General features: G+C 70.2%; 24 protein-coding genes and 1 tRNA gene. 11 read left to right on the top strand and 14 right to left on the bottom strand.

The window, feature by feature from the left end:
* Positions 1–63 precede the first annotated feature (63 nt).
* From acpP to HNQ07_RS21800, 4 genes are all read left to right on the top strand, one after another.
* Entirely contained in the window at positions 64–294 is a 231-nt protein-coding gene (gene acpP, locus HNQ07_RS21785; RefSeq protein ID WP_136390806.1) for an acyl carrier protein, read from the top strand.
* Positions 295–394: 100 nt separating this feature from the next.
* Positions 395–1,639 carry a beta-ketoacyl-ACP synthase II gene (gene fabF / locus HNQ07_RS21790; protein WP_184115768.1) on the top strand — a complete coding sequence of 415 codons (1,245 nt, stop codon included), beginning with the start codon at positions 395–397 and terminating at the stop codon, positions 1,637–1,639.
* A 145-nt stretch (positions 1,640–1,784) separates the two neighbouring features.
* Positions 1,785–3,965 (top strand): polyphosphate kinase 1, encoded by a 2,181-nt coding sequence (gene ppk1, locus HNQ07_RS21795; protein ID WP_184115770.1) that lies wholly within the window; start codon positions 1,785–1,787, stop codon positions 3,963–3,965.
* Positions 3,966–3,971: 6 nt separating this feature from the next.
* Entirely contained in the window at positions 3,972–4,700 is a 729-nt protein-coding gene (locus HNQ07_RS21800; protein WP_184115772.1) for a GNAT family N-acetyltransferase, read from the top strand.
* Positions 4,701–4,718: 18 nt separating this feature from the next.
* Here the strand turns inward: HNQ07_RS21800 and HNQ07_RS21805 are convergent, their stop codons facing one another.
* The 3 genes from HNQ07_RS21805 to HNQ07_RS21815 form a co-directional block, all read right to left on the bottom strand.
* Entirely contained in the window at positions 4,719–5,693 is a 975-nt protein-coding gene (locus HNQ07_RS21805) for an aldo/keto reductase (RefSeq protein WP_184115774.1), read from the bottom strand.
* Positions 5,693–6,550 carry an NAD-dependent epimerase/dehydratase family protein gene (locus HNQ07_RS21810; RefSeq protein WP_184115776.1) on the bottom strand — a complete coding sequence of 286 codons (858 nt, stop codon included), beginning with the start codon at positions 6,548–6,550 and terminating at the stop codon, positions 5,693–5,695. The genes HNQ07_RS21805 and HNQ07_RS21810 overlap by 1 nt, the downstream gene beginning before the upstream one ends.
* A 144-nt stretch (positions 6,551–6,694) precedes the next feature.
* A complete protein-coding gene (locus HNQ07_RS21815) occupies positions 6,695–8,443 on the bottom strand; it encodes a 30S ribosomal protein S1 (protein WP_184115778.1) in 1,749 nt (582 codons plus the stop codon).
* A 272-nt stretch (positions 8,444–8,715) separates the two neighbouring features.
* Here HNQ07_RS21815 and HNQ07_RS21820 point away from each other — a divergent pair.
* Positions 8,716–8,789, top strand: a tRNA-Gln gene (locus HNQ07_RS21820).
* 47 nt (positions 8,790–8,836) lie between these two features.
* On the opposite strand, the gene HNQ07_RS21825 is transcribed toward HNQ07_RS21820, so the two are convergent.
* From HNQ07_RS21825 to HNQ07_RS21860, 8 genes are all read right to left on the bottom strand, one after another.
* Positions 8,837–10,762, bottom strand: a complete 1,926-nt coding sequence (locus HNQ07_RS21825) for an acetate--CoA ligase (RefSeq protein ID WP_184115780.1) — start codon at positions 10,760–10,762, stop codon at positions 8,837–8,839.
* A 46-nt stretch (positions 10,763–10,808) separates the two neighbouring features.
* The gene (locus HNQ07_RS21830; protein WP_184115781.1) at positions 10,809–11,720 is read right to left on the bottom strand and encodes a VOC family protein; all 912 of its coding nucleotides are present in this window, start codon (positions 11,718–11,720) and stop codon (positions 10,809–10,811) included.
* Entirely contained in the window at positions 11,717–13,225 is a 1,509-nt protein-coding gene (locus tag HNQ07_RS21835) for a pyridoxal phosphate-dependent decarboxylase family protein (RefSeq protein ID WP_221275283.1), read from the bottom strand. Before HNQ07_RS21835 ends, HNQ07_RS21830 begins: the two co-directional genes overlap by 4 nt.
* Positions 13,226–13,251: 26 nt before the next feature.
* Positions 13,252–13,584: a cupin domain-containing protein gene (locus HNQ07_RS21840; protein ID WP_184115782.1), complete on the bottom strand. Its 333-nt coding sequence runs from the start codon at positions 13,582–13,584 to the stop codon at positions 13,252–13,254.
* Positions 13,574–13,942, bottom strand: a complete 369-nt coding sequence (locus HNQ07_RS21845; RefSeq protein WP_184115783.1) for a cupin domain-containing protein — start codon at positions 13,940–13,942, stop codon at positions 13,574–13,576. The genes HNQ07_RS21840 and HNQ07_RS21845 overlap by 11 nt, the downstream gene beginning before the upstream one ends.
* Positions 13,943–14,078: 136 nt before the next feature.
* Positions 14,079–14,915, bottom strand: a complete 837-nt coding sequence (locus HNQ07_RS21850) for a DUF3291 domain-containing protein (RefSeq protein WP_184115784.1) — start codon at positions 14,913–14,915, stop codon at positions 14,079–14,081.
* A 185-nt stretch (positions 14,916–15,100) separates the two neighbouring features.
* Positions 15,101–15,388, bottom strand: coding sequence for a cyclase (locus HNQ07_RS21855; protein WP_184115785.1), 288 nt, complete (start codon positions 15,386–15,388; stop codon positions 15,101–15,103).
* Positions 15,389–15,690: 302 nt separating this feature from the next.
* Positions 15,691–16,167: a GNAT family N-acetyltransferase gene (locus tag HNQ07_RS21860; protein ID WP_184115786.1), complete on the bottom strand. Its 477-nt coding sequence runs from the start codon at positions 16,165–16,167 to the stop codon at positions 15,691–15,693.
* Between the two features lie 62 nt (positions 16,168–16,229).
* Here HNQ07_RS21860 and treS point away from each other — a divergent pair, with 62 nt between their 5' ends.
* Both treS and mqnB read left to right on the top strand, forming a co-directional pair.
* Positions 16,230–17,888, top strand: a complete 1,659-nt coding sequence (treS, locus tag HNQ07_RS21865; protein ID WP_184115788.1) for a maltose alpha-D-glucosyltransferase — start codon at positions 16,230–16,232, stop codon at positions 17,886–17,888.
* 1 nt (position 17,889) lies between these two features.
* Positions 17,890–18,540 (top strand): futalosine hydrolase, encoded by a 651-nt coding sequence (gene mqnB / locus HNQ07_RS21870; RefSeq protein ID WP_184115790.1) that lies wholly within the window; start codon positions 17,890–17,892, stop codon positions 18,538–18,540.
* A 170-nt stretch (positions 18,541–18,710) separates the two neighbouring features.
* Here the strand turns inward: mqnB and HNQ07_RS21875 are convergent, their stop codons facing one another.
* Both HNQ07_RS21875 and HNQ07_RS21880 read right to left on the bottom strand, forming a co-directional pair.
* Positions 18,711–19,136, bottom strand: coding sequence for a uracil-DNA glycosylase (locus tag HNQ07_RS21875; protein WP_184115792.1), 426 nt, complete (start codon positions 19,134–19,136; stop codon positions 18,711–18,713).
* A gap of 43 nt (positions 19,137–19,179) precedes the next feature.
* The gene (locus tag HNQ07_RS21880) at positions 19,180–19,317 is read right to left on the bottom strand and encodes a hypothetical protein (RefSeq protein ID WP_184115794.1); all 138 of its coding nucleotides are present in this window, start codon (positions 19,315–19,317) and stop codon (positions 19,180–19,182) included.
* A 157-nt stretch (positions 19,318–19,474) separates the two neighbouring features.
* Between HNQ07_RS21880 and tdh the strand changes: the two genes are divergently transcribed.
* The 3 genes from tdh to HNQ07_RS21895 all read left to right on the top strand — a co-directional run bounded on the left by tdh (position 19,475) and on the right by HNQ07_RS21895 (position 23,055).
* A complete protein-coding gene (gene tdh, locus HNQ07_RS21885) occupies positions 19,475–20,533 on the top strand; it encodes an L-threonine 3-dehydrogenase (RefSeq protein WP_184115856.1) in 1,059 nt (352 codons plus the stop codon).
* A 143-nt stretch (positions 20,534–20,676) separates the two neighbouring features.
* Complete coding sequence (gene dnaJ / locus HNQ07_RS21890) at positions 20,677–21,798, top strand: molecular chaperone DnaJ (RefSeq protein ID WP_184115857.1); 1,122 nt, start codon at positions 20,677–20,679, stop codon at positions 21,796–21,798.
* A gap of 261 nt (positions 21,799–22,059) precedes the next feature.
* Positions 22,060–23,055, top strand: a complete 996-nt coding sequence (locus HNQ07_RS21895; protein WP_184115796.1) for a ribose-phosphate diphosphokinase — start codon at positions 22,060–22,062, stop codon at positions 23,053–23,055.
* Here HNQ07_RS21895 and HNQ07_RS21900 read toward each other — a convergent pair.
* On the bottom strand, positions 23,048–24,514 hold the full coding sequence (locus HNQ07_RS21900) for a hypothetical protein (RefSeq protein WP_184115798.1): 1,467 nt from the start codon (positions 24,512–24,514) through the stop codon (positions 23,048–23,050). The genes HNQ07_RS21895 and HNQ07_RS21900 overlap by 8 nt on opposite strands.
* Positions 24,515–24,667: 153 nt before the next feature.
* Here HNQ07_RS21900 and HNQ07_RS21905 point away from each other — a divergent pair, with 153 nt between their 5' ends.
* Positions 24,668–25,531: a VOC family protein gene (locus HNQ07_RS21905; RefSeq protein WP_184115800.1), complete on the top strand. Its 864-nt coding sequence runs from the start codon at positions 24,668–24,670 to the stop codon at positions 25,529–25,531.
* Positions 25,532–25,553 lie beyond the last annotated feature (22 nt).

Raw genomic sequence — 25,553 nt, forward strand, 5'->3', positions numbered from 1 at the left:
CGGTGACTGTGGCGCGGAACACGTGTAGACTGGCGCAGACTTCAAGGACAGGAGGTAGACAGCGTGGCGACATTTGATGATGTGAAGGACGTGATCGTCGAGAAGCTCGGCGTGGACGCAGACAAGGTGGTGCCCGAGGCCCGTTTCGTGGAGGACCTGGGGGCCGACAGCCTGGAGACGGTCGAGCTGATCATGGGTCTGGAAGACAAGTTCGGCGTGACCATCAGCGATGAGGATGCCGAGAGCATCCGCACCGTGCAGGCCGCCGTCGATTACATCGAGAACAAGCAGTAAACGCGCGCCCCGGTTTCCCCGCGTGGGAGGCCGGGCAGGACAGTCGGGGCGGAGGCGCGGTGCATGCCGCACTCCGCCCTGACGCGCGGGGAGGGATGCCTTGAGCGTGACGGGACTAAAACGGGTGGTCATCACGGGCCTGGGCCCGGTGACGCCCATCGGGATCGGGGCCGAGGCCTTCGCGCAGGCGCAGCGGGCCGGCAAGAGCGGCGTGGTGCGGATCACGCGCTTCGACGCCTCGGACACGGCCAGCAAGATCGCCGGCGAGGTGCAGGGCAGCCTGGACGAGTGGCTCGATCCGCGCGAGGCCCGCAAACTCGACCGCTACGTGCAGCTCGCCCTGGTCGGCGCGGCGCTGGCAGTCAAGGACAGCGGCCTGACCGAGGAGCAGCTGCGCGGCGAGCGCACCGGCACCGTGATCGGCAGCGGGATCGGCGGCATGAAGACCTTCGAGGACCAGGCGCGCGTGAACGTGGAGCGCGGCCCCGGGCGTATCAGCCCGATGTTCATTCCGATGCAGATCGCGAACATGGGCGCCGGGCACGTCGCCATGCGCTACGGCGCGACCGGCCCGAGCAGCACGGTGGTCACCGCGTGCGCGACGGGCACCGGGGCCATCGGGGACGCCGCCCGCTGGATCCAGCTGGGGCTGGCGGACGTCATGATCGCGGGCGGGGCCGAGGCGAGCATCACGCAGATGGCGGTGGGCGGCTTCTCGAACATGAAGGCCCTCTCGACCCGCAACGACGACCCGGAGCACGCCAGCCGGCCCTTCAGCGCCACCCGCGACGGCTTCGTGCTGGGCGAGGGCGCGGGCGTGCTGATCCTCGAGGAGTACGAGCACGCGGTCAAGCGCGGCGCGAAGATCTACGCCGAGATCGTGGGCTACGGCACCTCGGCCGACGCGCACCACATCACCATGCCCGCCCCCGAGGGCCGCGGCGCGCAGGTGGCGATGCGCATGGCCCTGGCGACCGGCGGCACGAACCCCGAGCAGGTGGGGTACATCAACGCGCACGGCACCAGCACGTACTACAACGACCTGCACGAGACGCAGGGGATCAAGCACGTGTTCGGTGACCACGCCGGGAAGCTGGCGATCAGCTCGACCAAGTCCATGACCGGGCACCTCCTCGGCGCGGCGGGGGCCATCGAGGCGATCGCGTCCGCGCAGGCGCTGGCCGACGGAGTGCTGCCGCCGACCATCAACCTGACCGATTCCGACCCGGAACTGGGGCTGGACTACATCCCGGAGGGCGCGCGCGAGCGGCAGGTGGAGTACGTGTTGTCGAACTCCTTCGCGTTCGGCGGCCAGAACGCCGCGCTGCTGTTCAAGAAGGTGTGACCCCCTCCGGGCGGCGGGGCCAGGACGGGAGACCGCGTCCGGCCCCGCCGCTCTCATTTCAGCCCTGGTTTAATGGAAGTCAGAATGCTGGATGTGCATTCACTGACCGTCCCCTGATGACCGACTGCTCTCTTATGAAGGAGTTATGACTGTGTCCCGCCAGACCACCGCTGTCCTCCCCGCGACCACCGACCAGCCTGCCGCCGAGGCCCCCCGCCGGCCCAAGGAGCGGGGACGCCGGGGCGGGAACGGCGCGCGGGCGCGGGACGCCCAGGACACGGTGGGCAGCACCCACAGCACCGTCGCCAACGAGGACAGCCGCTACCTGAACCGCGAACTGTCGTGGCTGGCCTTCAACGAGCGGGTGCTGGCCGAGGCGCGCGATGCCCGGAACCCGCCCATGGAGCGCCTGAAGTACGCGGCGATCTGCGGCAGCAACCTCGACGAGTTCTTCATGGTGCGCGTGGCGGGCGTCCACCGCCAGATCGCTGCAGGGGTCAGCACGCCCGGCCCAGACGGTCTGAGCCCGCGCGAGACGCTGAACCTGGTGCGCCGGCGCACGCACGACATGCTGCGTGAGATCGAGAAGGCCGCCCGCAAGACCCTCAAGGAACTCGGCGCGGACGGCGTGAAGCTCGTGCGCGTGCAGGACCTGGGTAAACGCGCCCGCGCGGCGCTGCGCGAGCAGTACCTGTCGCAGATCCAGCCGGTGCTCACCCCGCTGATCGTGGACCCCAGCCACCCCTTTCCGTACCTGAGTAACCTCAGCCTGAACCTCGCGGTGCTGCTCGACGCCGGCGAGGGCGAGGAACCGGACTTCGCGCGAGTGAAGGTGCCGGTGGGGGTGCTGCCGCGCATCGTGACGGTGGGCGACGCGCTGCTGCTGCTGGAGGACGTGATCGCCGCGCATATCGGGGACCTGTTCAAGGGCCGCCGGGTGCTGGCCGCGCACGTGTTCCGCGTGACCCGCAACACCGACTACGAGTTCGAGGAAGAGGAAGCCGAGGACCTGCTCGCCACCATCGAGGACGGCCTGCGGCGTCGGCGCTTCGGGGCGGCGGTGCGGCTGGAGGTCGTGCAGGGCACGCCGCCGGGCATCGTGACCTTCCTGCAGGAGCGGCTGCACCTCGCGCCGGACGACATCTTCCTGCTGGACGGCCCGCTGGGCACCGCGGACCTGATGGGCCTGCCGGTGCAGCGCCCGGACCTGGCATATGCGCCCTACGTGCCGGCCGTACCGGACCTCGACCAGGACGAGGAGGGCGGGATCTTCACCACGCTCAGGCGCGGCGACGTGCTGCTGCACCATCCCTACGACGGCTTCACGAACGTCCTGAACTTCCTGGAGGAAGCGGCGCGCGATCCGCAGGTGCTGGCGATCAAGCAGACGCTGTACCGCACCGGCGACGACCCCAGGCTGTTGGGCGCGCTGCGCGAGGCGGCCGAGAACGGCAAGCAGGTCGTCGCCATGATCGAGCTCAAGGCGCGTTTCGACGAGCAGCGCAACATCTCGTGGGCCAGGAAGCTGGAGCACGCGGGCGCACACGTGGTGTACGGCATGGCCGGCCTCAAGACGCACGCCAAGGTCGCGCTGGTCGTGCGGCGCGAGGAGGGCGGCCTGCGGCGGTACATGCACATCGGCAGCGGGAACTACAACCCGAAGACCGCGCGGCTGTACACGGACTTCAGCCTGCTCTCGGCGGACCCGGAACTGGGCGCGGACATCGCGGAGCTGTTCAACCACCTGACCGGCTACGCCGAGGCCGAGTACTCGCACCTGCTGGTCGCGCCCGACACCGCCCGCCTGGGCTTCGAGGCGCTGATGGAGCGCGAGGCCCGCCACGCCGCGGACGGCCAGGACGCGTGGGTGCGCGTGAAGGTGAACCAGCTGACGGACCCCGGCATGATCGAGGCGCTGTACCGCGCGTCGGCCGCCGGGGTGCGCGTGGAGCTGATCATCCGCGGCGTGTGCTGCCTGCGCCCGGGCCTCAAGGGCCTCTCGGAGACGGTGCGGGTGCGCTCGCTGCTGGGCCGCTATCTGGAGCACGCGCGGCTGTACGCCTTCGGGAACGCCGGGCAGCCGGAGGTGTACTTCGGCAGTGCCGACTGGATGAGCCGCAACCTCGACCGCCGCGTGGAGGTGATCGCGCCCGTGCTGGACGACACGCACCGCGAGGCGCTGCTGCGCGTGATGGACACCGAGTGGGCGGACCAGCGCGGGTCGTGGGAACTGTGCACCGGCGGGGAGTACGAGAAGCTGGCCGGCGAGTTCAGCGCCCAGGGCGCCTTCGCGCGTGCCCGGCACCCGGACCTCACCGAGGGCTGACGCGCCGTGCCCGACGCCAGCACAGAGCCGATCACGCTGCGGCAGATCACGGACCCGAGTGATCCCGCCATCGCGGCCTTCGGGGAGTTGCAGGACCGCACGTACTTCGAACCGGACATGCTCATTCCCGCCGCGTACCTCGTGCGCCTGCTGGAGTGGCAGAGCCCTGAGCGGCGCAACCTGCTGCTGGTCGCGGAGCAGGCCGGCCGGGTGGTGGGCGGCACCGTGTTCCACGCCTTCCCGCAGGTCGGCACGGGCTTCTCCAGCTACATGGCGACCGCCCAGCAGGTCCGGGGCCAGGGTGTGGCGCGGCTGCTGCACGACCGGCGCATGGCCCTGCTGGACGAAGCGGTGGGCGGACACGTGGCGGGCGTGTTCATCGACGTGGTGGCCCCGCAGCGCCTGACGCCGCGGGAACTGGCGGAGGAGCGCGCCGTGGGCTCCGATCCGGTGCGCCGCCGGGCCGTGTTCGCGCACCTGGGCTTCCGGCAGGTGGACGTGACGTACCAGCAGCCTGCGGGCGGCGAGAACGGCGGCCCGGTCACGAACATGGACCTGCTGTACTGCCCGCGCGTTCCGGCCGATCGCGTGCCGGCGGCGCTGGTGCTCGGCACCATGGGCGCGTACTGGCACGCGTGGCTGGGCGAGGCCCGCCGCGATCACGCGCTCGCGGCCCTGGCCGCCCAGGCCGCCCCGGACGGCACCTTCGGCCTGATCGACCCGACCGGCGCGTAGCGGGGGAGAGGGCGCGCCTCAGCTCAGCGTGCTGGGCCGCGTGACATAGGGGGCCTCCAGGCTCCGCGCCTCGTCGTCCGTGAGGGTCAGGTCCACGGCGGCCACGGCCTGCTCCAGATGGTGGGCTTTGGTCGCGCCGATGATCGGTGCGGTCACGCCCGGCTGGCGCAGCACCCACGCCAGGGCGACCTGCGAGGCAGTTACGCCCTTCTCGTGGGCCAGGGCGTCCACCCGGCGCACGATCTCCTGATCGGCGTCACTGCCGAAGAGGTGGCGGCTCATCACGTCGCTGCCGCCGCGCGTCGTCTGCCCCTCGTCGCCCCTGCGGTTCCCGGCGAGGAAGCCGCGCGCCAGCGGGCTCCACGGCAGGAAGCCGATACCTTCCTCGCGGCACAGCGGCAGCATCTCGCGCTCCTCCTCGCGGTACAGCAGGCTGTACTGGTCCTGCACGCTGACAAAGCGCGACCAGCCGCGCAGGTCCGCGAGGTACTGCGCGCGGGCCACCTGGTACGCGTAGTGGTTCGACACGCCGATGTACCGCACCATGCCCAGCCGCACGAGGTCGTGCAGGGCGCCCAGCGTCTCGTCCATGGACGTGTCGGGGTCGCGCCCGTGGATCTGGTACAGGTCGATGTAGTCGGTGCCCAGACGCCTGAGGCTGGCGTGCACGCCGTCCAGGATGTGCTTGCGCGACAGCCCACGCTGGTTCACGCCGTCGCCCATCGGGGCGTGCACCTTGGTCGCCAGGACGATCTCGTCCCGCCGCGCCAGGTCGCGCAGCGCCTTGCCGGTGATCTCCTCGCTGCGGCCCAGCGAGTACATGTCGGCGGTGTCGAAGAAATTGATGCCCAGCTCCAGCGCCCGCTCGAAGAAGGGCCGGGCGTGCTCCTCGGGCAGCACCCAGTCGCGCCACGCGGGATCGCCGTAGGACATGCAGCCCAGCGCGATCCGCGAGACCTTCACACCGCTGCGGCCCAGCTTGACGTACTGCATCAGCCCTCCCTCCAGCTGTGTGTGGGCTTGAACCCCAGCATGGATTTCGCCTTGCTGATGTCGTAGAAGGACTGGGTGCCCGGCACGTCCTGCGTGTACGGCACGCCGGGGAAGACCTCCTCCAGCAGCTCGCGGCTGGGGCGGCGCATCACGCTGTCCTCGTTGGCGATGATGAAGGCCTCCATGCCGGTCAATTCGGTCTCCACGCCCAGCCGCACGGCCTGCGCGGCGTCCCGCACGTCGATATACGTCCACAGGTTCCACTTGCGTACCTGCGGGTCGGATTGCCACGCCTCCAGCCCGTCGTAGTCGCCGGCGTCGGGGTCGAGGACATTCGAGAAGCGCAGGCAGACCAGCTTCATCGCCGGGTGCTCGCGGCCGTACTGCTCGGCCAGCACCTCGCCCAGCAGCTTCGAGTGCGCGTACGACACGCGGCTCTCGCGCACGCTCTCGGTGATGGGCACGCTCGCGGGCGGCCCGTCGAAGGGGTAGCCCAGCAGCGTCTCGCTGGACGCCCACACCACGTTGTCGATGCCCAGACGCACGCACGACTCGAAGACGTTGTACGTGCTGACGATGTTCTCCGCGAAGGTCACGTGATCCGGCCGCTGCGTCGGCCCCGGAATCGCCGCGAGATGAACCACTGCGTCGATGGTGCCCCGGGAGTACTGCTGGTCGATGCCAGACAGCGCGCCCATCACCTCGCCGAAGTCGGTTAGGTCCACGCGGGTGAACGGGCCCTGCGCGGCCTTCGGCGGCGCGGCGTCCAGATTCAGCACCCAGTGCCCGTGGGCCTGCAACTCGCGGATGGTGGCGCGGCCGAGTTTGCCGCTGCCGCCCGTGACGATGATGTTCATGGAAGTCCTCCTGACAGGGGTGCTGGACAGACTGGAACGATACAGACGTCCCGATGCTAGCGCTCTGCCGCGCGGCCCCCACCGGACATCAAGAAACGCCCCGGACGCACGTGGCGTCCGGGGCGCGGCATGGGGAGACCGGGCTTACGCCTGGGTGTCCTCGGTCTTGTCGCTGGCCGTGTCGGTGCCCGACTCGGTGCTGGTGTCGGCCTTCTTGTCGCCGCCCAGGCCGAACTGCGCGAACAGATCGGCGTACACGTCGCCCAGCTTGGTGCTGATCTTGCCGCCCTGCTGCGCGTCCTTGGCGTTGTAGGCGTAGTCCGCGTCGCGGCCACGGCCACCGCGGCCACCGCCACCGGTGCGGGCGCCGCCGCTGCTGTAGCGGTCGCTGCGCGCGCCGCCGCCCTGCGACACGTAGTCGCGGGCGCCGCCGCCACCCTCGCGGGTGGGCGCGGGGCCACCGCCCAGGAAGCGGCGACGGCTGAGGCTGGCGCGCTGCTCCACGGGGTCGATGTTCAGGATCATCGCCTCGATCTCGTCACCCTTCTTGAACAGGTCGGCGGGGTTGTTCACGCGGTTCAGGTCGAGTTCGCTGATGTGGATCAGGCCCTCGATGCCTTCCTCGATCTCCATGAACACGCCGAAGTCCGTCATGCCGGTGATCTTGCCCTTGACGGGCGTGCCGGGCGGGTAGCGGTCGGGCAGCGCGCTCCACGGATCGTCGGTGGTCTGACGGATGCCGAGCGAGATGCGGCGCTCCTTGGGGTCGATCCGCAGGATCACGGCCTCGACCTCGTCGCCTTCCTTCATGACTTCGTTGGGGTGACGCACGCGCTTGGTCCAGCTCATCTCGCTGACGTGCACCAGCCCTTCCAGGCCGGGCTCGAGTTCCACGAACGCGCCGAAGTTGGTGAGGTTCGTGACCTTGCCCTTGACCTTCTGGCCGATGTGGTAGCGCTCGGTCGCGCCTTCCCAGGGGTCCTGGGTCAGGGCCTTCATGCTCAGGTTGATGCGCTCGCGGCCCTCGTCCACGTCGATGACCTGGACATTGACCTTGTCGCCCACCTTGACCACGTCGCGCGGGTGGTTGAAGCGGCCGTAGGTGAGTTCGCTGCGGTGCACCAGACCGTCGATGCCGCCCAGGTTCACGAACACGCCGAAGTCCGTGATCTCCACGACTTCACCCTCGAACTGCGCGCCGGGGGTCAGCTGGTGCACGGTCGCTTCGCGGGCCTTGGCCTTCTCGGCCTCCATGATCGCGCGGTGCGAGATGATCACGCGGTTGCGCTTGCGGTTGAGCTCGATCAGCTTGACCTGCAGCGGCTTGCCCACGTAGGGGTCGAGGTCGTTCACGCGGCGGGTGTCCACCTGCGACGCCGGCAGGAACGCGCGGATGCCCTCGACCTGGGCCACCAGACCGCCGCGCACCTTCTCGAGCACCTCGACCTCGAAGGCCTCGTCGGCCTCCTGCATCTTTTCCAGGACGCGCCAGCCCTTGTCCTGATCGGCGCGCTTTTTGCTCAGCACGATCTGGCTGTTGGGCAGGTCGACGCGGACGACGTAGGCCTCGATCTGCTCGCCCTGCTTGTACATCTCCTGGGCCTGTTCGAGGGTCACGGGCTCGTCGCCGAGCTGGTTGAGGGGAATGATGCCCTCGACCTTCGCGCCGATGTCCACGGCGATGCCTTCCTGGCCGATGAACACGATGGTGCCGTCCACGATGTCCCCGCGCGTGACACTCTGGGGTTCCTGCGCCTCGCTGGCGAGGATGTCCTCCATGGTCATGGCCGGGTATTCACGCTCCTCCACGGGGGTGGGAGCGCTGGTGGGGGCGGTGCCCGTCGCGGGCAGAGTCCCGCCGTTTTCGGCGGGGGTCTGGGTGTTGTCTTCCATGAACTCTTGTCCTCCTGGGTGCGGGGCCAGCTGGCCGCGTACCCTGCCTGATACCTGCCCGCGCGAGCCTTGGGACTCGACAACGGCGCGGCAACACCTCAGTGTAACAGACCGCAAGTCCCGTCACAAGCACGATCTAAACGCAGTGCAGCGAATTCTGATGCGTTTCTTTCGCGCCCCGCGCCCGCACGCGGCCCCCACGCGGTCTTGACGGCCCGCGGCCCGCCCGATATACTCCCTGTCGCTCCGGTCACAAGCGGGAGCACGCGTAGTGGGGCATCGTCCAATGGCAGGACACCAGTCTCTGACACTGTCGATCTAGGTTCGAGTCCTAGTGCCCCAGCCAACTGCAAGGAGGCCACTGATGTGGCCTCCTTCGCTTTGTGTGCCGGTTCAGACCCGGCCCAGCTCCCGCTGCACCTGCTCCAGCGCGTCCGGGTTGTCCAGCGACGTCAGGTCGCCCGTGACCGTCCCCTGCGCCACGAGGTCGCGCAGCAGCCGGCGCATGATCTTGCCCGAGCGCGTGCGCGGTAGCGTGGGCGTGATGACCACCCGCTGCGGCCGGGCGTACGCGCCCACCCCAGCCTCGATCTGCGCGGCGAGGTTGCCCTCCAGCTCTGCACTCGGCGTGTGCCCGGCCCGCAGGATCACGAACGCGAGTGGCACGGCCCCCCTGACCTCGTCCGGCACGCCGATCACGGCCGCTTCCGACACGGCCGGGTGGGTGATCAGGGCGGACTCGAGTTCCATCGTGCCAATCCGGTGCCCGGAGACGTTGATCACGTCGTCCACGCGGCTGGTGACCCACACCTGACTGTCGGGATCGATGGCGGCGGCGTCCGCGGTGAAGTAGCGGCCGGGGAAGCGGCGGAAGTACGTGTCCAGGTAGCGCTCGTGATCGCCCCAGATGGTGCGCGCCAGGCACGGGAACGGCTGCGTGAGCGTCAGGTAGCCGAGCGTTCCGGCGGGAACGGGCGCGCCGTCCTCGTCCACCACCTCCGGCACGTAGCCGGGGAGGGCGTGGCCGCACGAGCCGGCCTTGGTGGGCGTGACGCCGACCATGCACGACGCCCACGCGCTGCCGGTCTCGGTCTGGCCGTAGGTGTTGTTCACGAAGGCGTGGCCGCCGCCCAGCACGTCCCGTGTCCAGTGGAAGGTGTCCGGGTCGAGCGGCTCGCCCACCAGAGAAACCAGTTCCAGCCGCTCCGTGTGCGCGATCACGTCGTCGCCGGCGCGGCGCAGCATGCGCAGCAGCGTGGGCGCGGTGAAGAGCTTGTTCACGCCGTAGCGGCCCAGCACGTCGTAGAAGTGCGCGGGCGACGGGTAGTCCGGCGCGCCCTCGTACACCACCAGCGTGGCCGCCTGCGCCAGTCCGCCCACCGCGCCGAAGATCGGCATGACCAGCCACCCGATGTCCGCCGTGCACCAGTACACGTCGTCGGGGCGGATGTTCAGCGCCCACTTGGTGTTCGCGTACGCGCCCACCAGGAACCCGATGCCCGAATGCACCAGCCCCTTGGGCCTGGACGTCGTGCCGGACGTGTAGATGATGAAGCCCGGCGCGTTCGCCTCCAGCGGCGTCGGCGGGAACTCGGCCGGCATGCCGGCGGTGAAGTCCGCGTAGAGCACGTCCCGGCCCGGCGTCATGGGGACGTCCAGCCCCAGGCGCGGGATGACCACCACGCGCTCGACCGAGTCCACGCCCTCCAGCGCCTCGTCCAGCGTGGCCTTCAGGGGCACCACCTTGCCGCGCCGCACGCTGCCGTCCGTGACGAACACCACGCGCGGCCGGCTGTCCAGCAGACGGTCACGCACCGCTGCGGCCGAGAAGCCCGCGAAGCTCACGGAGTACACCAGCCCCAGGCGGTAGCACGCCTGCACCGCCGCGAAGGCCTCGGGCACGTTTGAGGAGTACAGCGTCACGCGGTCGCCCGGCACCACGCCCAGACCGTGCAGCGCGGCGGCCACGCGGTTCATCTCGGCGTATAGCTGCCGGTAGGTCCACGTGTCCCGCGCGCCGTCCTCGCGCTCGTAGTGCAGCGCTGCGCGGTCGCCGTGCGCGTCCAGATGGCGATCCACGCAGTTCACGGACACGTTGGTCGTCCCGCCCGGAAAGTACCGGAAGTCTCCGAACCCGCCCTCCAGCACACTCTCCCAGCGCATGAACCACGTCAGCTCGTCCGCCACGCCCTCCCAGTACGCGCGCGGATCGGCGGCGCGCAACTGCCCGGCCACCTCGGGCGTGACCGGGGCCACGCGCCGCAGGGCCTCGGTCGGTTCGACCAGCGGATGTCCGTCGAAGATCGCGCGTTCGTCCATGACTCCTCCAGGGTGGGATGTGGTGCCCGGAGGATACGCCCGCGGGTCAGGCGTGCAGGGCGGCCAGCACGTCCGGCACCTGCGCCGCGCCGGGCACGACCACCACGCGGTTCCCGGACGGATCGCGCGCCTGCACGCCGCGCCCCAGCGGCGTGACGTCGTGGCCCGCCGCCCGTAGGCGCTCCGTGACGCGGTCCAGGTCCGCCGCGTCCGGCACCTGAAGCGTCCAGTGGTGCAGGCCGCGTGAGCCGGGCTGTGGCGTGGGGCCGCCCCGGCTGCGCCACGCGTTGTTCCCGACGTGGTGGTGGTAGTCGCCCGCCGCCGCGAATACCATGTCCGGCGACTGCGCCGTGATGTTCAGGCCCAGCCCGCGCGCCATGAAGTCGTGCGTGGCCCCGGCGTCGGCCATCTTCAGGTGCACATGCCCCATGCGCGTGCCGTCGGGCGCTCCGGTCCAGACCTGATCCGTGTCCTGCGTGTTCAGCAGCTCCCGGATTCGGATGTCCTCGCGCCGCGCGGCCCCTTCCGTCATGCGGCGGGTGTCGCGGTCAAAGGGCCACTGCTCCTGCGGCCAGTCGTGGTAGACCTCGATACCGTTGCCCTCCGGGTCGTGCAGGTAGAAGGCCTCGTGCGTGTAGTGATCCGACTGGCCCAGCCGGATGCCCAGCGGAAAGGCGTGCGTAAACCAGCGCGCCAGATCCGGCCGGGTGGGCAGCACGACCGCCAGGTGGTACAGGCCCGTGGCGTTCGCGGCGGGCACGGGCGCGTCCGGCCGGCCGAGCAGGGCCAGCAGCGGCGTGCCCTCGGGCGTGCCCAGCACCGCGGCGCCGTCCTCGTGCACGAGTTCATTCAGGCCCAGCACCCGGCGGTAGAAGGCGGTCATGCCCTCCAGGTCGTGCACCGTCAGGGCGACCGGGCCGGGCGTGGTGTCGGGGTGGAGTTCGGGGATGGTCGTCATGCGGTCTCCTCTGCGGGTGCGCTGGCTGGCGTCCGGGCGGCCAGCTCCTGTCCGATCCGCACCACCTCGCGCGCCAGCACGTCGAAGTCGTCCTGCACGCTGCGGTGGTTGGCGATGGCGATGCGCAGGCAGTAACGCCTGTGCAGCGTGGTATACGACGGCACCGCGATGCCCTGCTCGTGCAGCTCCATCAGGATCTCCCTGTTCAGGGCGTCCAGCGCGCTGCCGTCCACGCCACCGGGATGGAAGCGGAAGCACACGATGTCCAGCCCGACCGGGGCCATGCGCTCCAGCAGTGGATCGGCGTCCACCAGGCTCGCGAAGTAGTGCGCCTGCTCAACGTTGCGGGTCATCATGCGGCCGAAGCGCTTCAGACCATGCTCCTTGATGGACATCCAGACCTTCAGTGCCCGGAACTGCCGGGAGAGCTGCAGGCCGTAGTCGGAGAACCACACCGCGCCGGCCGCCAGTCCCCGCTTCTCGTGCACCAGGTACTCCGGCGTCAGGGTGAAGGTGCCCCGGTGCGCGGGTTCGGACCGCACGACCACGCAGCCGGCCTCGAAGGGCATGTGCAGCCACTTGTGCAGGTCGAGCGCCACCGAGTCGGCCCGCTCGATGCCGCGCAGCAGCGGGCGCACCGCGTCCGACAGCACCGCCACCGCGCCGATGGCGCCGTCCACGTGGAACCACAGGTTCTCGCGCGCGCAGAGGTCGGCCAGCGCGTTCAGGTCGTCGATGGCCCCGGTGTTGATGGTGCCGGCGTTCCCGACCACCGCGATGGGCCGCCGCCCGGCGGCGCGGTCGTCCCGGATCGCCCGCTCCAGCGCGGCCACGTCCAGCGTGTAGTCCTCGCTGACCGCGACCTTGTGCAGCCCCACGCGGCCCAGGCCGAGCGCCTCGGCGGCCTTCTGCATGCAGCTGTGGACTTCTGTGGAGGCGTAGACCACCAGCGGCTGCGGGGCGGCGGCCATGCCCAGCTCGCGCACATCGAAGCCCGCGTTCACGTTGCGGGCGACCGCCAGCGCCACGAAGTTGGCCATCGACGCGCCGCTGACCAGCAGCCCGCTCGCGTCAGTCGGGAAGTCCAGCAGCTCCTTGATCCAGTCGATTACCTGCGATTCGACCAGGCTTGCCACGTGGTTGCCGCCGCCCACGTTCGGGTTCATGGTCGCCGCCAGGAATTCCGCCAGCGCGCCCAGCACCGTGCCGTTGCCCATGTACCAGCCCCAGAAGCGCGGGTGGACATTGCCCATCGGGTAGGGCTGCACGTCGCTCAGGTAGTCCGCGTAGGCGGCCTGGGCCCCCTGCGGCTCCCACGGGGCCGGCACGCGCAGGCGGGCCTCGACCTCCGGCGGCACCGGCTGCCACGCCGGGCGCTCGCGCAGCGTCGCCACGCTGTCCAGCGCGTCGTCCACCATGCGGTGGGCCAGGGCGCGCATGGCCGCCCAGTCCTGCGGGTCGAGGGTCTCGGGGGGTGGGGCCTGTGTGTCGCCGCTGATGTCCACGTCGTCCTCCCGGGCGCGCTGCGCGTCTACGCCGTCTTGAACTCTGTCAGGATCACGTGGATGTCCTGCGTGCCCACGTTCCTCAGCGAGTGCGGGGGCAGCGGCGCGGCCGCGCCCGCCGTGCCCGGCGCAGGCGACACGCCGTCCCGCACCGAGTCCATCATCACGGCGCCGTGCTCGTCGTAGCGCACGCACGGACTCCAGCCGATCACGTACAGCACGCCGCTCCACACGTGGGTGTGCACGGCCGTCTGCTCGCCGGGCCGGATGATCGTCTCCAGGACGCGCACCCGGTCGTCCTCGAACAGCACGGTGTGGTGCTCGGGCGCGGCGGCCACGGCATCCAGGTCATCCAGCATCCGTGGCCTCCACGCGGGCGAGGGTCCAGTCCTCGCGCGGCGGGGCGAACACGTCAAGCACCCGCGCGCCCTCCAGCACCGTCACCCGGTGCGGCAACCCCCCCGGGATGACCACCGTGTCGCCTGCGGCGGCCTCCATGATGTCCGGCGCGTCCGGCGAGCCGAACTCGAAGCGCAGCCGGCCCGACACGATCACGCTGATCTGCTCGTGCGGATGTTCGTGCCACAGCACGACGCTCCCGCCGCCGAGTTCAAACTGCGCGACCATCGCCTGCTCGCCGTGGACGTACTTCCGCGTGACACCCGGCGCGGGTTCCTCGGCCGGGACGTCCTTCCAGTTCCGCACAACTGCCTTCATGTGGCCTCCTATCGAGCCTCCATGATGCGCTGGTCAGTCGGCAGCAGTCTGGGTGGTCAGCAGGACGGCTGTTGTGGCACGACCGGAATGTTTCTCCGTGCGTGGCATCTCTGCCAGGTGGTCCAGTGACAGCTGCTTAGAAGAAGCCCACAATTGTCTTGATCTGCCCCGCTGCATTCACCTGCGCGTAGTCCATGCCGCGCAGCTCCACGCCGGGCCGCAGGGTCAGATGCCAGAAGAACCGCACATGACTGTGGTGAAGGTCGAAGTCCCCCTCCTGCGAGAAGACCGCGCCGGGATTGGCCGCGTGGAACGCACCGATGATGGCGTCCAGACCCGCGAGGTCCGTAGCATGCGAGCCGGGATCGGTGTAGTGTCCGTCCGGCGCCCAGACCCGGTCTAGCAGGAGCCGGCGAGTCGCGGCGTCCGGCTCGTTCCATGCGCCCAGGTAGCCGGTCAGCACGCCCTGCATCTTGTTGCGCCGCATGAGGACCTTGGCCGCCTCACGGTCGAGCTGGTACGGCTGACCGTCCGGGCCGAAGGCGTGCTTGAAATCGAAGGCGTCCGGGCTCGGCCCGTCGTGACACAGGCGGTCGAAGTGGGCATGGACGTCCGGCCAGGTGGGCTCGTGGTCGTCGGGCACCCACCACGCGGCGTAGCCGGGCCACTCGCTGTGGGCGAACCAGTCTTGGCGCTTGCCCATGGCCTCGGCATGCAGGCCCGCGTATGCGAACGCGAAGGCGGATTCCAGATCCTGCCACACCGTCAGCGTGTTCGCCGTCCGGCCCGCCTGGTCCGGGGTGCGGTACACCAGCGGTGTGCTGTCACCCGGCGGCCAGCGGAGGCCAAGAAAGCCCTGGCAGGACGCTGCCCCGCCGAAGACTCCGGCGATCCGATCCTCGAATTCCCGTACTTGTGGGTGGCCCCACGGTTCGTGCAGCAGTCCGGTCGTCATGAACACGATCTTGGCCATACGGGTCTCCTTCTCCAGGATCAACGACGGAGGCTCATACGGCTTCCGCGTGTGTGCTGGCCCTTGGCAGATCGCGGCCCATACCCTCTCGCACTGGTTCGGCGGCCTCCAACTCCCTCGCCGCGCAGGTCGAATTCTGAAACTGCGCTGCCGACCGATGCTCCCGGATATCAGCCGTGATGAATTCAGTTCGCGGTCTGCTCGATGTCCTCGGTGAGCCAGAAGTCCGGCGGGCCGCTCACGCCGGCGCGGCCCATGGCGGCCCTCAATTCCTCAGAGCCCTCGAAGTCGCGGGCCTGCGCCAGGGTGCCGAACGTCAGCGTGACCACGACCATGTTCGGGTTGCTGCTGTCGCGGTGAACGCTGGCCCCAACGGTTCCCGACCGCTGGCGCAGGTCGAGGGTGGAATCGTAGACGGGTTTCCACGTGGCGTAATCGTCGACGGCATGCCGGATAAACAGGGTGGCGGACATGGCGGCTCCTCTGGGGCAATGTGGCGAGGCGGGACAGGGCGAGCGGGCGGCCGGAAGCTCCGAGCAGGGCAGGGTGCAGCGTGTCCGGCGGCGCAGGGCTCGCCCGCCACGGACCCTGGGACCACTTGGACGAGGAAGGCGAGCGGACGGACGCGGCCGACGCGGAACAGCTACTGACGACCAGGTCATCATAATGTGAACACCTCCGCAACAGCCAACCGGGAGTGATGCCGGACGTGTCACCACCAGCGAGCCCAGCTCGGAAGACGGCGTCCGGCTGTGCCCACGCGGCTGGTCACTCTTCAGCTCCCCGATCTCTCCAGCCGCGCCACCATGTCCACCCGGTCCAGGCCCGGGCCGTAGCCGTCGGGCACGCGCCGGACCTCCCGGAAGCCGAAACGGGCGTAGTACGGCGCCGTGTGCTGGCTGGTGTCCAGGGCGACCTCGGCCACGCCCAGCGCCCGCAGCCGCTCCAGCCGGGCCTGCACCAGCAGCGTGCCGTATCCCCGGCGCTGGAGGCCACGCTCGACCATGCCCCACGCGAAGCCTGACGCGTGCTCCGTCCACCAGATCCCGCCGCAGGCGACGATTCGGCCGCCGTCCTGGGCGACCGTGTACTCGGCGCGCTCGTCTGCGGCCGGCGTGTCCAGTCCGTCCAGCCACTCGACGAACTCCGCGTGTTCGTGCGGCAGGAAGGAATGTGGCATGTTGCTGGCGAACAGCGCGAGGCACGCGGCCCGGTCGTCCGGGCGGTAGGGGCGCAGTGTGGGGTCGGGCATGCCCCAGGTTCGCATGGCGCGGGAGTTCCGGCCGCCCCGACGCCTCCGGTACACTTGAGGTCATGACCCAGGTTTCCACGCCGGAGTGGTACAAAAGCGCCGTCTTCTACGAACTCTCGGTCCGCACCTTCGCGGACGGCAACGGCGATGGCAAGGGCGACTTTCCCGGCCTGACCGGCAAGCTCGACTACCTCAAGTCGCTGGGCGTGGACGTGATCTGGATCCTGCCGTGCTACCCCAGCCCCCTGCGCGACGACGGCTACGACGTGGCCGACTATGTCAACATTCACCCGGACCTCGGCACCCTCGAGGACTTCAAAGTGTTCCTGCGAGAAGCGCACTCGCGCGGCCTGAAGGTCGTCACGGACTTCGTGACCAACCACACCAGCAGCGAGCACCCGTGGTTCCAGGCGGCCCGGCGCGGCCCGGTGCTGCCGGACGGCTCCCCGAACGAGTACCACGACTACTACGTGTGGAGCGAGGCCGGCAGCGAATACCCCGGTGCCCGCATCATCTTCACCGACACCGAGGTCAGCAACTGGACGCGCGACGAGATGTGCGGCAAGTACTACTGGCACCGCTTCTTCGGCCACCAGCCGGACCTGAACTACGACAACCCGAAGGTGCTTGAGGAGATCCTGAACGCCGCGCGGTTCTGGCTCGACCTGGGCGTGGACGGCTACCGCGTGGACGCCGTGCCGTACCTGATCGAGCGCGAGGGCACGAACTGCGAGAACCTCCCGGAAACGCACGACATCCTCAAGTCGATCCGGCGCATGGTGGACGAGGAGTACCCCGGCCGTCTGCTGCTGGCCGAGGCCAACCAGTGGCCGGAGGACGTGGTCGAGTACTTCGGCACCGACCATGACCCCGAGTTCCACATGTGCTTCAACTTCCCGGTCATGCCCCGGCTGTACATGAGCCTGAAAAAGGAGGACACCACCTCCATCCGCGAGATCATGGGCCGCCTGCCGGCCATTCCCGCGTTCGGGCAGTGGGTAACGTTCCTGCGCAACCACGACGAGCTGACGCTGGAGATGGTCACGGACGAGGAGCGCGCGTTCATGTACGCTGCGTACGCGCCGGACACCCGCATGAAGATCAACGTCGGGATCCGCCGGCGGCTGGCGCCGCTGCTGGACAACGACCGCCGCCGCATCGAGCTGCTGACCACCGTGCTGCTGGCGCTGCCCGGCAGCCCGATCCTGTACTACGGCGACGAGATCGGCATGGGCGACGACCTGTCGCTGGCCGACCGCAACGGCGTACGTACGCCCATGCAGTGGAACGCCGGCATGAGTGGCGGCTTTTCCACCGCCACGCCGGATCAGTGCTTCTTCCCGCCCATCGGCGACCCGGTATACGGCTACTCGCGCGTGAACGTGCAGAGCCAGGAGCAGGACCCCAGCAGCCTGCTGAAGTGGACGGCCCGGCAGCTGGAACTGCGCCGCCGCCACCCGGCCTTCGCGGTCGGGGAACTGGAATTCATCGACACCGACAACCCCGCCATCCTGGCCTTCACGCGCACCACGGAGGGCGAGACGCTGCTGATCGTGAGCAACTTCGCCGGGAACGCGCAGGCGGTGCACCTGGGCCTGGGCGCGCACGTGGGCCGCGTGCCCGTCACGCTGGCCGGCGCGAGCCACTTCCCGGCGGTGGGCGAGGCCCCCTACCCGATGATCCTCGGCAAGTACGACTACTACTGGCTGCGCCTGAACTGACGTGACAGCCCACCGTAACCGCGTCCTGATCGTCGTCGCCACGGCGGGGGAGGCCGCGCGGTTGGCGGACCTGGGCGCGCGGGTGGTCGTGAGCGGGGTCGGCCCGGTCGCGGCGGCCCTCGCCACGCAGGCGGCGGTGCAGCCCGGGGTGACCGCTCTGGTCGTCAGCGCCGGGATCGGCGGCGCGTACCCCGGCAGCGGGCTCGGCCCCGGCGACCTCGCCGTGTCGAGCGAGATCGTGCACGCCGACCTGGGCGCGTGGGACGGCGGCGCGTGGCTGGACCTGGATGCCCTGGGCCTGTCCGTGTGGCCTGACGCCGTCCAGGGCACGCGTTTCCCGGTATGGGCCGGAGCGGCGGAGGCCGCCCGCCGAGCCGGCGCCGCGTTCGGCCCCCTGCTCACCCTCAGCAGCGTGACGGGTTCGGCGGCGGGAGCGCTGGCCGTGGTGGCCCGGCACCCCGGCGCGCTCACCGAGGGCATGGAGGGCGCCGGCATCGCGCACGCCGCCCTGCTCGCGGGCGTGCCGGTGGTCGAGGTGCGGGGCGTGAGCAACCCTGTCGGCCCGCGGGACCGCGGCGCGTGGCGGATCGGGGACGCGCTGGAGGCCACCCGCCGCGGCGTGGAGGCGGTCCTCGACGTCGTCGGACGCTGACGGCGGGCCGTCCCCTTATCTGGCCATCGGCGCACTCGCTCGTCAGACGTTGTGGGACCAGCCGGCCTGAGTGCTGGAGGCGGTTCAGGGACGGCGGCCTCCCGGACTCCCGGGCCCAGACATGAACGACGCGCCCCGCTGCAATCAGCGGGGCGCGTTCGGCGTGGCCGTTACGGATTCAGCAGGGTACGCGCCTGGTTCACGGCGCCGGGGAAATCCACCTTGACGTGCACGGTCGTGCCGGCCGGCGTCTGCGGATCGACGTTGATCCAGTGGCTGGCGAGCACCGGCGGGTTCGGCTGCGGGTCGATGGCGCGCACCAGCACGCGGCCCTGCGCGGGCACGAACACGCACCAGCCTTCCGGCACGGTGGGCAGCGCCCGCACCGGCAGCAGGCTCTGGAGCGTCATGTCGTCCGGGGTGACCCAGTACTCGATCAGCAGGCTGGCCTGGGCGCGCTTCAGGTCGTTCTCGCCCACGTCGAGCTGGATCTCGATGGTGTCGGGCTTGCCGGGCACCAGGTTGGTCCAGCCGGGGATCACGTAACGGTTGCTGCCCGCGCTGCGGAACTGCTCGGGTTGGGACGGGGTGGTCATGCCCACAGCCTACCGTCCCCGCCCCCGCTGGGGTGTAACGGACTCAGCGCGACTGGGCCGTGCGGATCAGGGCGCGCACGGCCACGAAGCCCACCAGGAAGAACAGGAAGGGAATCACGTTCACGCTGATCTCGGCGTCCTTCTCGGGTTCCAGGGCGTTCTGGCGGCGGTACTTGATCATGTGTCCAGCGTACCCCGGTGGGCAGGACCCGGGCGCAGCCGGGCTTATGGGAGTGCCCACGTTCCGCTCCGTCCCGCTCCCCGGAGCGCCCCCGTTGCGGCCACGCGCGCCCCGCAGTAGAACGCGCGGTGTGACTGCCACCGATCCGCCCCGCACCATGCGCGCCCTGAGCAAACTCCATCCGGAGGAGGGCATCTGGATGGTGGACGCGCCGGTGCCCACGCCCGGCCCGAACGACCTGCTGATCCGGGTGCGCAAGAGTTCGATCTGCGGCACGGACGTCCACATCTACAAGTGGGACGAGTGGGCACGCAAGACCATTCCCGTGCCGATGGTCGTGGGGCACGAGTACGTGGGCGTGGTCGCCGGGATGGGGAGCGAGGTGCGCGGCTTCGAGATCGGTGACCGCGTGAGCGGCGAGGGCCACGTCACGTGCGGGCACTGCCGCAACTGCCGCGCGGGCCGCCGGCACCTGTGCCGCAACACCCTGGGCGTGGGCGTCAACCGCCCCGGTTCCTTCGCGGAGTACCTGGTGCTGCCGGCCTTCAACGCCTTCAAGCTGCCGGACGACATCCCGGACGACGTGGCCGCGATCTTCGATCCCTTCGGGAACGCCGTGCACACGGCCCTGCAATTCGATCTGGTGGGCGAGGACGTCCTGATCACCGGCGCCGGGCCCATCGGCGTGATGGCCGCCGCCGTGGCGAAGCACGTGGGCGCGCGCAACGTGGTCATCACCGACGTGAACGACTATCGCCTCGACCTCGCGCGCCGGGTGGGCGTGACGCGGGCCGTGAACGTGGCGCGCGAGAACCTGTGGGACGTCGCGCGGGGCGAACTGGACATGCACGAGGGCTTCGACGTCGGCATGGAGATGAGCGGGAACGGCGCGGCCTTCGCGCAGATGGTGGACGTGATGAACAACGGCGGTAAGATCGCGCTGCTGGGCATTCCCGCCGGCCGGGTGGACATCGACTGGAACGCCGTGATCTTCAAGATGCTGACCATCCGGGGCATCTATGGCCGCGAGATGTTCGAGACGTGGTACAAGATGGCCGCGCTGATCCAGTCGGGCCTCGACCTCACGCCCATCATCACGCACCACTACGCCGTGTCGGACTTCCAGCGGGGCTTCGACGACATGCTCGGCGGGCACAGCGGCAAGGTGATCCTCGACTGGGAGGACGGAGCCGGGGCGTCGTCAGCGTCCTCCTGAGCGCGGGAGCGTGGCGCGGCAACCCACGGCCCCAGCCCCCGACCCCCACCACCCGCGCCTACTTTTCCTGAGTGTGGTCGTGTTAACCTGTGCGGCGGAGGCCCGGCTCCCATGAACCAGGGGTGCCCGGCGACGAACACCACATGGACTACTACGAACTGCTGGGCGTGGCGAACAGCGCGAGCGCCGACGAGATCAAGAGTGCCTACCGCAAACTCGCCCTGAAGTACCACCCGGACCGCAACAAGGAAGCCGGCGCGTCCGAGAAGTTCACGCAGATCAACGAGGCCTACGCGGTGCTCAGTGACGCCGAGAAGCGCGCGCACTACGACCGCTACGGCAGCGCGCCGAGTGCAGGCATGCCCGGCGGCGACCCCTTCGGCGGCATGGGCGGCGCGGGCTTCGATCCCATGGACATCTTCGAGCAGCTGTTCGGCGGCGCCATGGGCGGCCGCGGGCGGCGCGGCCCGGCACGCGGCGACGACCTGGAAACCGAGGCCTTCGTGACGCTCGCGCAGGCCCGCGCGGGCGAGGAGGTCGAGGTGATGGTCGACCGCCTGACCACCTGCGAGCACTGCCACGGCAGCCGCACCGAACCCGGCGGCCAGCCGCCCAAGACCTGCACGACGTGCGGCGGCGCCGGCGCGGTGCGCGCCCAGGCCCGCACGATCTTCGGCGTGGTCGAGACGCAGCAACCGTGCCCCACGTGCCGCGGCGAGGGCCAGATCATCCAGGACCCCTGCACGGTCTGCAAGGGCCGGGGCCGCACGCTGAAGGCCGAACCCGTGAAGGTCAAGCTGCCGCGCGGCATCGACGAGGGCTACCGCATCCGCGTGGCGGGCAAGGGCAACGAGGGTCCGGGCGGCAACGGTGACCTGTACGTGCACATCGAGATGGAAAAGCACCCGCAGCTGCGCCGCGAGGCCGAGCACCTGATCTACCCGGCGAAGATCGGCTTCGCGAAGGCCGCGCTGGGCGGCCGGATCGAGGTGCCCACCCTGGACGGCCCGGTCAGCGTGGAGGTCAAGCCCGGCACGCAGCACGGCGAACTCCACCGCCTGCACGAGAAGGGCATGCCCCGCCTCCAGGGCCGCGGGAACGGCGATCTGGTTGTCGAGTACGACGTGATGGTGCCCAAGCCCGCCCAGCTGAGCCCCGAGGCCCGCGACGCGCTCCTCGCCTACGCCCGCGCGGTGGGTGACGAGGTGAACGACAAGCCCGAGGGGTTCCTCGGCAAGGTCGGGAAGATCTTCCGGGGCGAGTAGGTTCCGGCGGGGCCTCCAGCACCGGGTTGATCCCAGGAACGCCGCCGGCAGTCACGTGACTGCCGGCGGCGTTCCGTTTGGCTGGGACGGGTGTCCGTCGTCTGGTGGCCCAGGCGGCTGTCCCGGTTCGCCGGTCAGTGGAGCTGTTCCCCGGCGGGGCACGGCTGGGCGCCGCGACAGGCCCCCGCGCCGGCAGGTATGCTGCTCACGACTTTCGGTTCCTGTCCCGCTTCGCCCACTCCCGCCTGGAGGCCCCCGCCTGTGTCCGTTTCCCACCGCGCTTCGTCCCCTGTCCTCGAGAGCCGCCGCTCCCCGCTGCTGGTGTTCGCCGGGCAGAGCAACCGTCCGCTCGCCCAGGCCATCTGCGACAACCTGGGGATTCCGCTGGGCAAGAGCAAGACCGAGAAGTTCACGAACGACAACCTGATCGTCCACTACGAGGAGTCGCTGCGCGAGGGCGACATCTTCATCGTGCAGACCTTCAGCAACCCGGTCAGCGACTCGATCATGGAACTGCTGCTGATGATCGACGCCGCCAAGAGCGCGAGCGCCGGGCGCGTCACGGCCGTGATTCCGTACTACTCGTACGCGCGCAGCGATAAAAAAGACTCCCCGCGCATCTCCATCGCGGGGCGCCTGGTCGCGGACCTCCTGCAGGAGGCCGGCGCCGACCGCTTCCTGACCATGACGCTGCACTCGCCGCAGGTGCACGGCTTCTTCAAGATTCCCGGCGACCACCTCTCGGCCGACATGGTGCTCAGCCAGCACTTCAAGTCCATCGTGCCCGACGCGCACAACGGCGTGGTTCTTGCCCCGGATGCCGGCAGCATCAAGCGGGCCAGCCAGATCGCCCGGCGCCTGGACTCGGGCCTCGCCATGATCGACAAGGAGAGGCTGTCGGACACCGAGGTGCGGCCCCGCGCGCTGATCGGGGACGTCGAGGGCCGCACGGTGTTCATCGTGGACGACGAGATCAGCACCGCCGGGTCGCTGGTGGAGACGGTGAACATCGCCCGCAGTCTGGGCGCCAAGGACGTGTACGTGGCCGTCACGCACGGCGTGTACTCGGGACCGGCCATCCAGCGCATCGCCAGCCTGGACGTCACCCAGGTGGCGAGCTGCAACACGGTGCTGGTGCCGGAGGAGAAGATCGCCGCCTCGAACGGCAAGCTGGCCGTGCTGGACGTCGCGCCGCTGTTCGCCAACGCCATCTCCAACATCCACACCGGCGCGAGCGTGTCCACGCTGTTCACCTGAGCGCGGGCCACTGGCGAGCCAGCACAGGCGGCCGGAACAGCAGCAGGAGCAGTGCGCCCAGCAGCGTCAGCAGCAGGCCAGCGTGTCCGTCGCTCAGGAAGACCAGCGGCGTCAGGCCGGCCAGCGCGAGCGGCCCCACGTAGGCCCGCCCCAGCCGGGACGTCGCCAGCGCCACGCCCGCCAGCGTGCCCACGATCTGAGCGACAACGACGGGCAGGTACGCCGTCAGGACGCCCGCCAGCGTGAAGCCCAGCGCCAGCCCGGCCACAGCGGCGGCCAGGGCCAGCGGCGGCAGCGCCATCCGGCGTGACCAGGCCCACGCGGAGCACAGCAGGGCGGCCAGCAGCAGCGCGGGCAGCTGGAACACCGCGATCTTGGTGAGGGTCTCGCGGACGCTGCCCTGCGCGAACACCAGCGCGATGTCCTGCGCGGTGATGATGTCCTGATAGCTCCACTCCAGATGCGTGACCGCGCCCAGCGCCGAGCGGCCCTGCCGGGTGGGGAACAGCGTGTAGCGCTGGAACTTGGCGGTCCGGTTGGTGGTCACGCGCAGGCTGAACGCCCGGATCGCCTCGCGCCGCTGCGCCAGGTCGTAGCGCCAGCTGCGCGCGCCCTGGTTGCGGTATGTCACGTTCACCTTCACCACCCCGCCGGCCGGCACGGTGCCCTCCCACGTGGGGTCGCGGTCGGGGGCGGCGCGGCGCACCTCGCCGTTCACGGTCATGCGGAAGGCATTCAGGGTGCCGCTGCCCGACGGCAGGGGAAACACGAAGCGCAGCGTGGCCGGCGTGCGGCGCGGGTTGGTGAAGGTGTAGTCGGCGGTGAAGGCCGCGTTGTAGTACTGGCCGCGCCCCCCGGCCGGCTCGACGAAGGTCAGGGCCGTCACGATGCCCGACGAATCGAGGTTGACGGGTTCCTCGGTCGGCTGGGTCACGGCGCGGGTGTACTCCACCCGGTCGCCGCGCCGCGTGAAGTCCTCGCGCAGGGTCTGCAACGACCCGCCGTCTGGCTGGCCCAGGTACGGCAGCAGGGCCTCCCACCCGCCCTGGGCGCGCACGCGGGCGTAGAGGTCGGGCGGCAGGGTCAGCGTGCGGGTGTAGGTGCGCGTGTCCAGCACGCTCACACGCGGGGCCGGCTGGACGGTCTGGCCGCCGTCCGGGTCGGCAGCGGTGGCGTAGCGGGCCGACTGCTGCGCGCCCAGCCGGGCGTCTACCGCGTGCCGGCTGATCCGCAGCAGCACGGTGCCGGCGCCCACAGCCGCGAGCACCAGCGCCCAGCGGCCCACATCCGAGATTCGGCGGCCCAGCCAGCGGCGCCGGACGCGGCTGCGCGCCGGATCGAGCACGCCCAGGAGCAGCCCGGCGACGAGCAGGATCAGCAGGAGCACGCCCGCCGGCCGCGCCAGCCCGGACAGCGCGTGGAGGGCCTGCTGGAGAATGTCTAGGGCCGTCTGAACCATACGGAACCTCCACGATCTTGAGTGGTGTACTCATATGAGTACATATCTCGGCCGGGTTCCGGTCGTCCGTCTTAAGGTGCATGCCGACCCCGAGACTGACCAGAAGAAAACAAATCGATTGACAAAACAAAGCATTGAGAGCACACTGGACGCATGACCACCACGCCCGTGCTGCCTGCCACCACCCACGTCGGCCCGGTCACGCTGCTCGCGCGTGATCTCGCCGGCCTCAGCGCGTTCTACCAGCGTCTGCTGGGCCTCAAGGCGACCGCACAGACGGCCGCAGGTGTCACGCTCGCCGCGCACGGCACGCCGCTGCTGCACCTCCAGGCCGCGCCGGAACTGCCCGCCGCGTCCGTCAGCCGGCCGGGGCTGTACCACACCGCGTTCCTGCTTCCCACCCGCGCCGACCTGGGACGATGGCTCGCGCACGCCGCCCGGCTGGGCCTGCGGATCGGCAGCGGCGACCACCTCGTCAGCGAGGCCTTCTACCTGACCGACCCCGAGGGCAACGGCATCGAGGTCTACGCGGACCGGCCGCGCGACACCTGGACGTGGCGGGGTGGGCAGGTGCAGATGGACACCTTGGCCGTGGACGGCGCTGCCGTGCTCCACGCGGCCGGTATCGACCCGCAGCGCCTGGACGCCGCGGCCGCGTATGCCGGGGCGCCGGCTGGCACCTCCGTTGGGCACGTCCACCTGAAGGTCGGCAACGCCGCGCAGGCCGCCCGCTTCTACACGGACGCCCTGGGGCTGGACGTGGTCGCGGACATGGGCAGCGCGGCCTTCCTGTCGTGGGGCGGGTACCACCACCACCTCGGCGTGAACGAGTGGCACACCGCCGGGCATGGCCGCCCGGCCGCGCCCGCCGCCGGGCTGGGCGGCGTGGACTTCGTCACGGAGGATCTGGGTGCCCTGCGCGCCCATCTGGCGGGCCGCGACGGCGTGACGGACACGCCGGACGGCGTGACCTTCCACGATCCGTGGGGCAACCGCGTGACGGTGCGGCAGGCGTAACGCCCCAACCCGGGCGTCGTAC

Origin of the sequence: Deinococcus metalli, assembly GCF_014201805.1 — a bacterium.
Lineage (GTDB): Bacteria > Deinococcota > Deinococci > Deinococcales > Deinococcaceae > Deinococcus > Deinococcus metalli.

Coding starts and splice junctions, on each gene's coding strand:
- tdh (WP_184115856.1), top strand. CDS start 19,475: ATGCGCGCCCTGAGCAAACTCCATCCGGAGGAGGGCATCTGGATGGTG.
- HNQ07_RS21825 (WP_184115780.1), bottom strand. CDS start 10,762: ATGGACGAACGCGCGATCTTCGACGGACATCCGCTGGTCGAACCGACC.
- treS (WP_184115788.1), top strand. CDS start 16,230: ATGACCCAGGTTTCCACGCCGGAGTGGTACAAAAGCGCCGTCTTCTAC.
- HNQ07_RS21845 (WP_184115783.1), bottom strand. CDS start 13,942: ATGAAGGCAGTTGTGCGGAACTGGAAGGACGTCCCGGCCGAGGAACCC.
- ppk1 (WP_184115770.1), top strand. CDS start 1,785: ATGACTGTGTCCCGCCAGACCACCGCTGTCCTCCCCGCGACCACCGAC.
- HNQ07_RS21830 (WP_184115781.1), bottom strand. CDS start 11,720: ATGACGACCATCCCCGAACTCCACCCCGACACCACGCCCGGCCCGGTC.
- HNQ07_RS21880 (WP_184115794.1), bottom strand. CDS start 19,317: ATGATCAAGTACCGCCGCCAGAACGCCCTGGAACCCGAGAAGGACGCC.
- HNQ07_RS21905 (WP_184115800.1), top strand. CDS start 24,668: ATGACCACCACGCCCGTGCTGCCTGCCACCACCCACGTCGGCCCGGTC.
- HNQ07_RS21850 (WP_184115784.1), bottom strand. CDS start 14,915: ATGGCCAAGATCGTGTTCATGACGACCGGACTGCTGCACGAACCGTGG.
- HNQ07_RS21860 (WP_184115786.1), bottom strand. CDS start 16,167: ATGCCCGACCCCACACTGCGCCCCTACCGCCCGGACGACCGGGCCGCG.
- HNQ07_RS21875 (WP_184115792.1), bottom strand. CDS start 19,136: ATGACCACCCCGTCCCAACCCGAGCAGTTCCGCAGCGCGGGCAGCAAC.
- HNQ07_RS21805 (WP_184115774.1), bottom strand. CDS start 5,693: ATGCAGTACGTCAAGCTGGGCCGCAGCGGTGTGAAGGTCTCGCGGATC.
- HNQ07_RS21840 (WP_184115782.1), bottom strand. CDS start 13,584: ATGCTGGATGACCTGGATGCCGTGGCCGCCGCGCCCGAGCACCACACC.
- HNQ07_RS21900 (WP_184115798.1), bottom strand. CDS start 24,514: ATGGTTCAGACGGCCCTAGACATTCTCCAGCAGGCCCTCCACGCGCTG.
- HNQ07_RS21815 (WP_184115778.1), bottom strand. CDS start 8,443: ATGGAAGACAACACCCAGACCCCCGCCGAAAACGGCGGGACTCTGCCC.
- HNQ07_RS21810 (WP_184115776.1), bottom strand. CDS start 6,550: ATGAACATCATCGTCACGGGCGGCAGCGGCAAACTCGGCCGCGCCACC.
- HNQ07_RS21855 (WP_184115785.1), bottom strand. CDS start 15,388: ATGTCCGCCACCCTGTTTATCCGGCATGCCGTCGACGATTACGCCACG.
- dnaJ (WP_184115857.1), top strand. CDS start 20,677: ATGGACTACTACGAACTGCTGGGCGTGGCGAACAGCGCGAGCGCCGAC.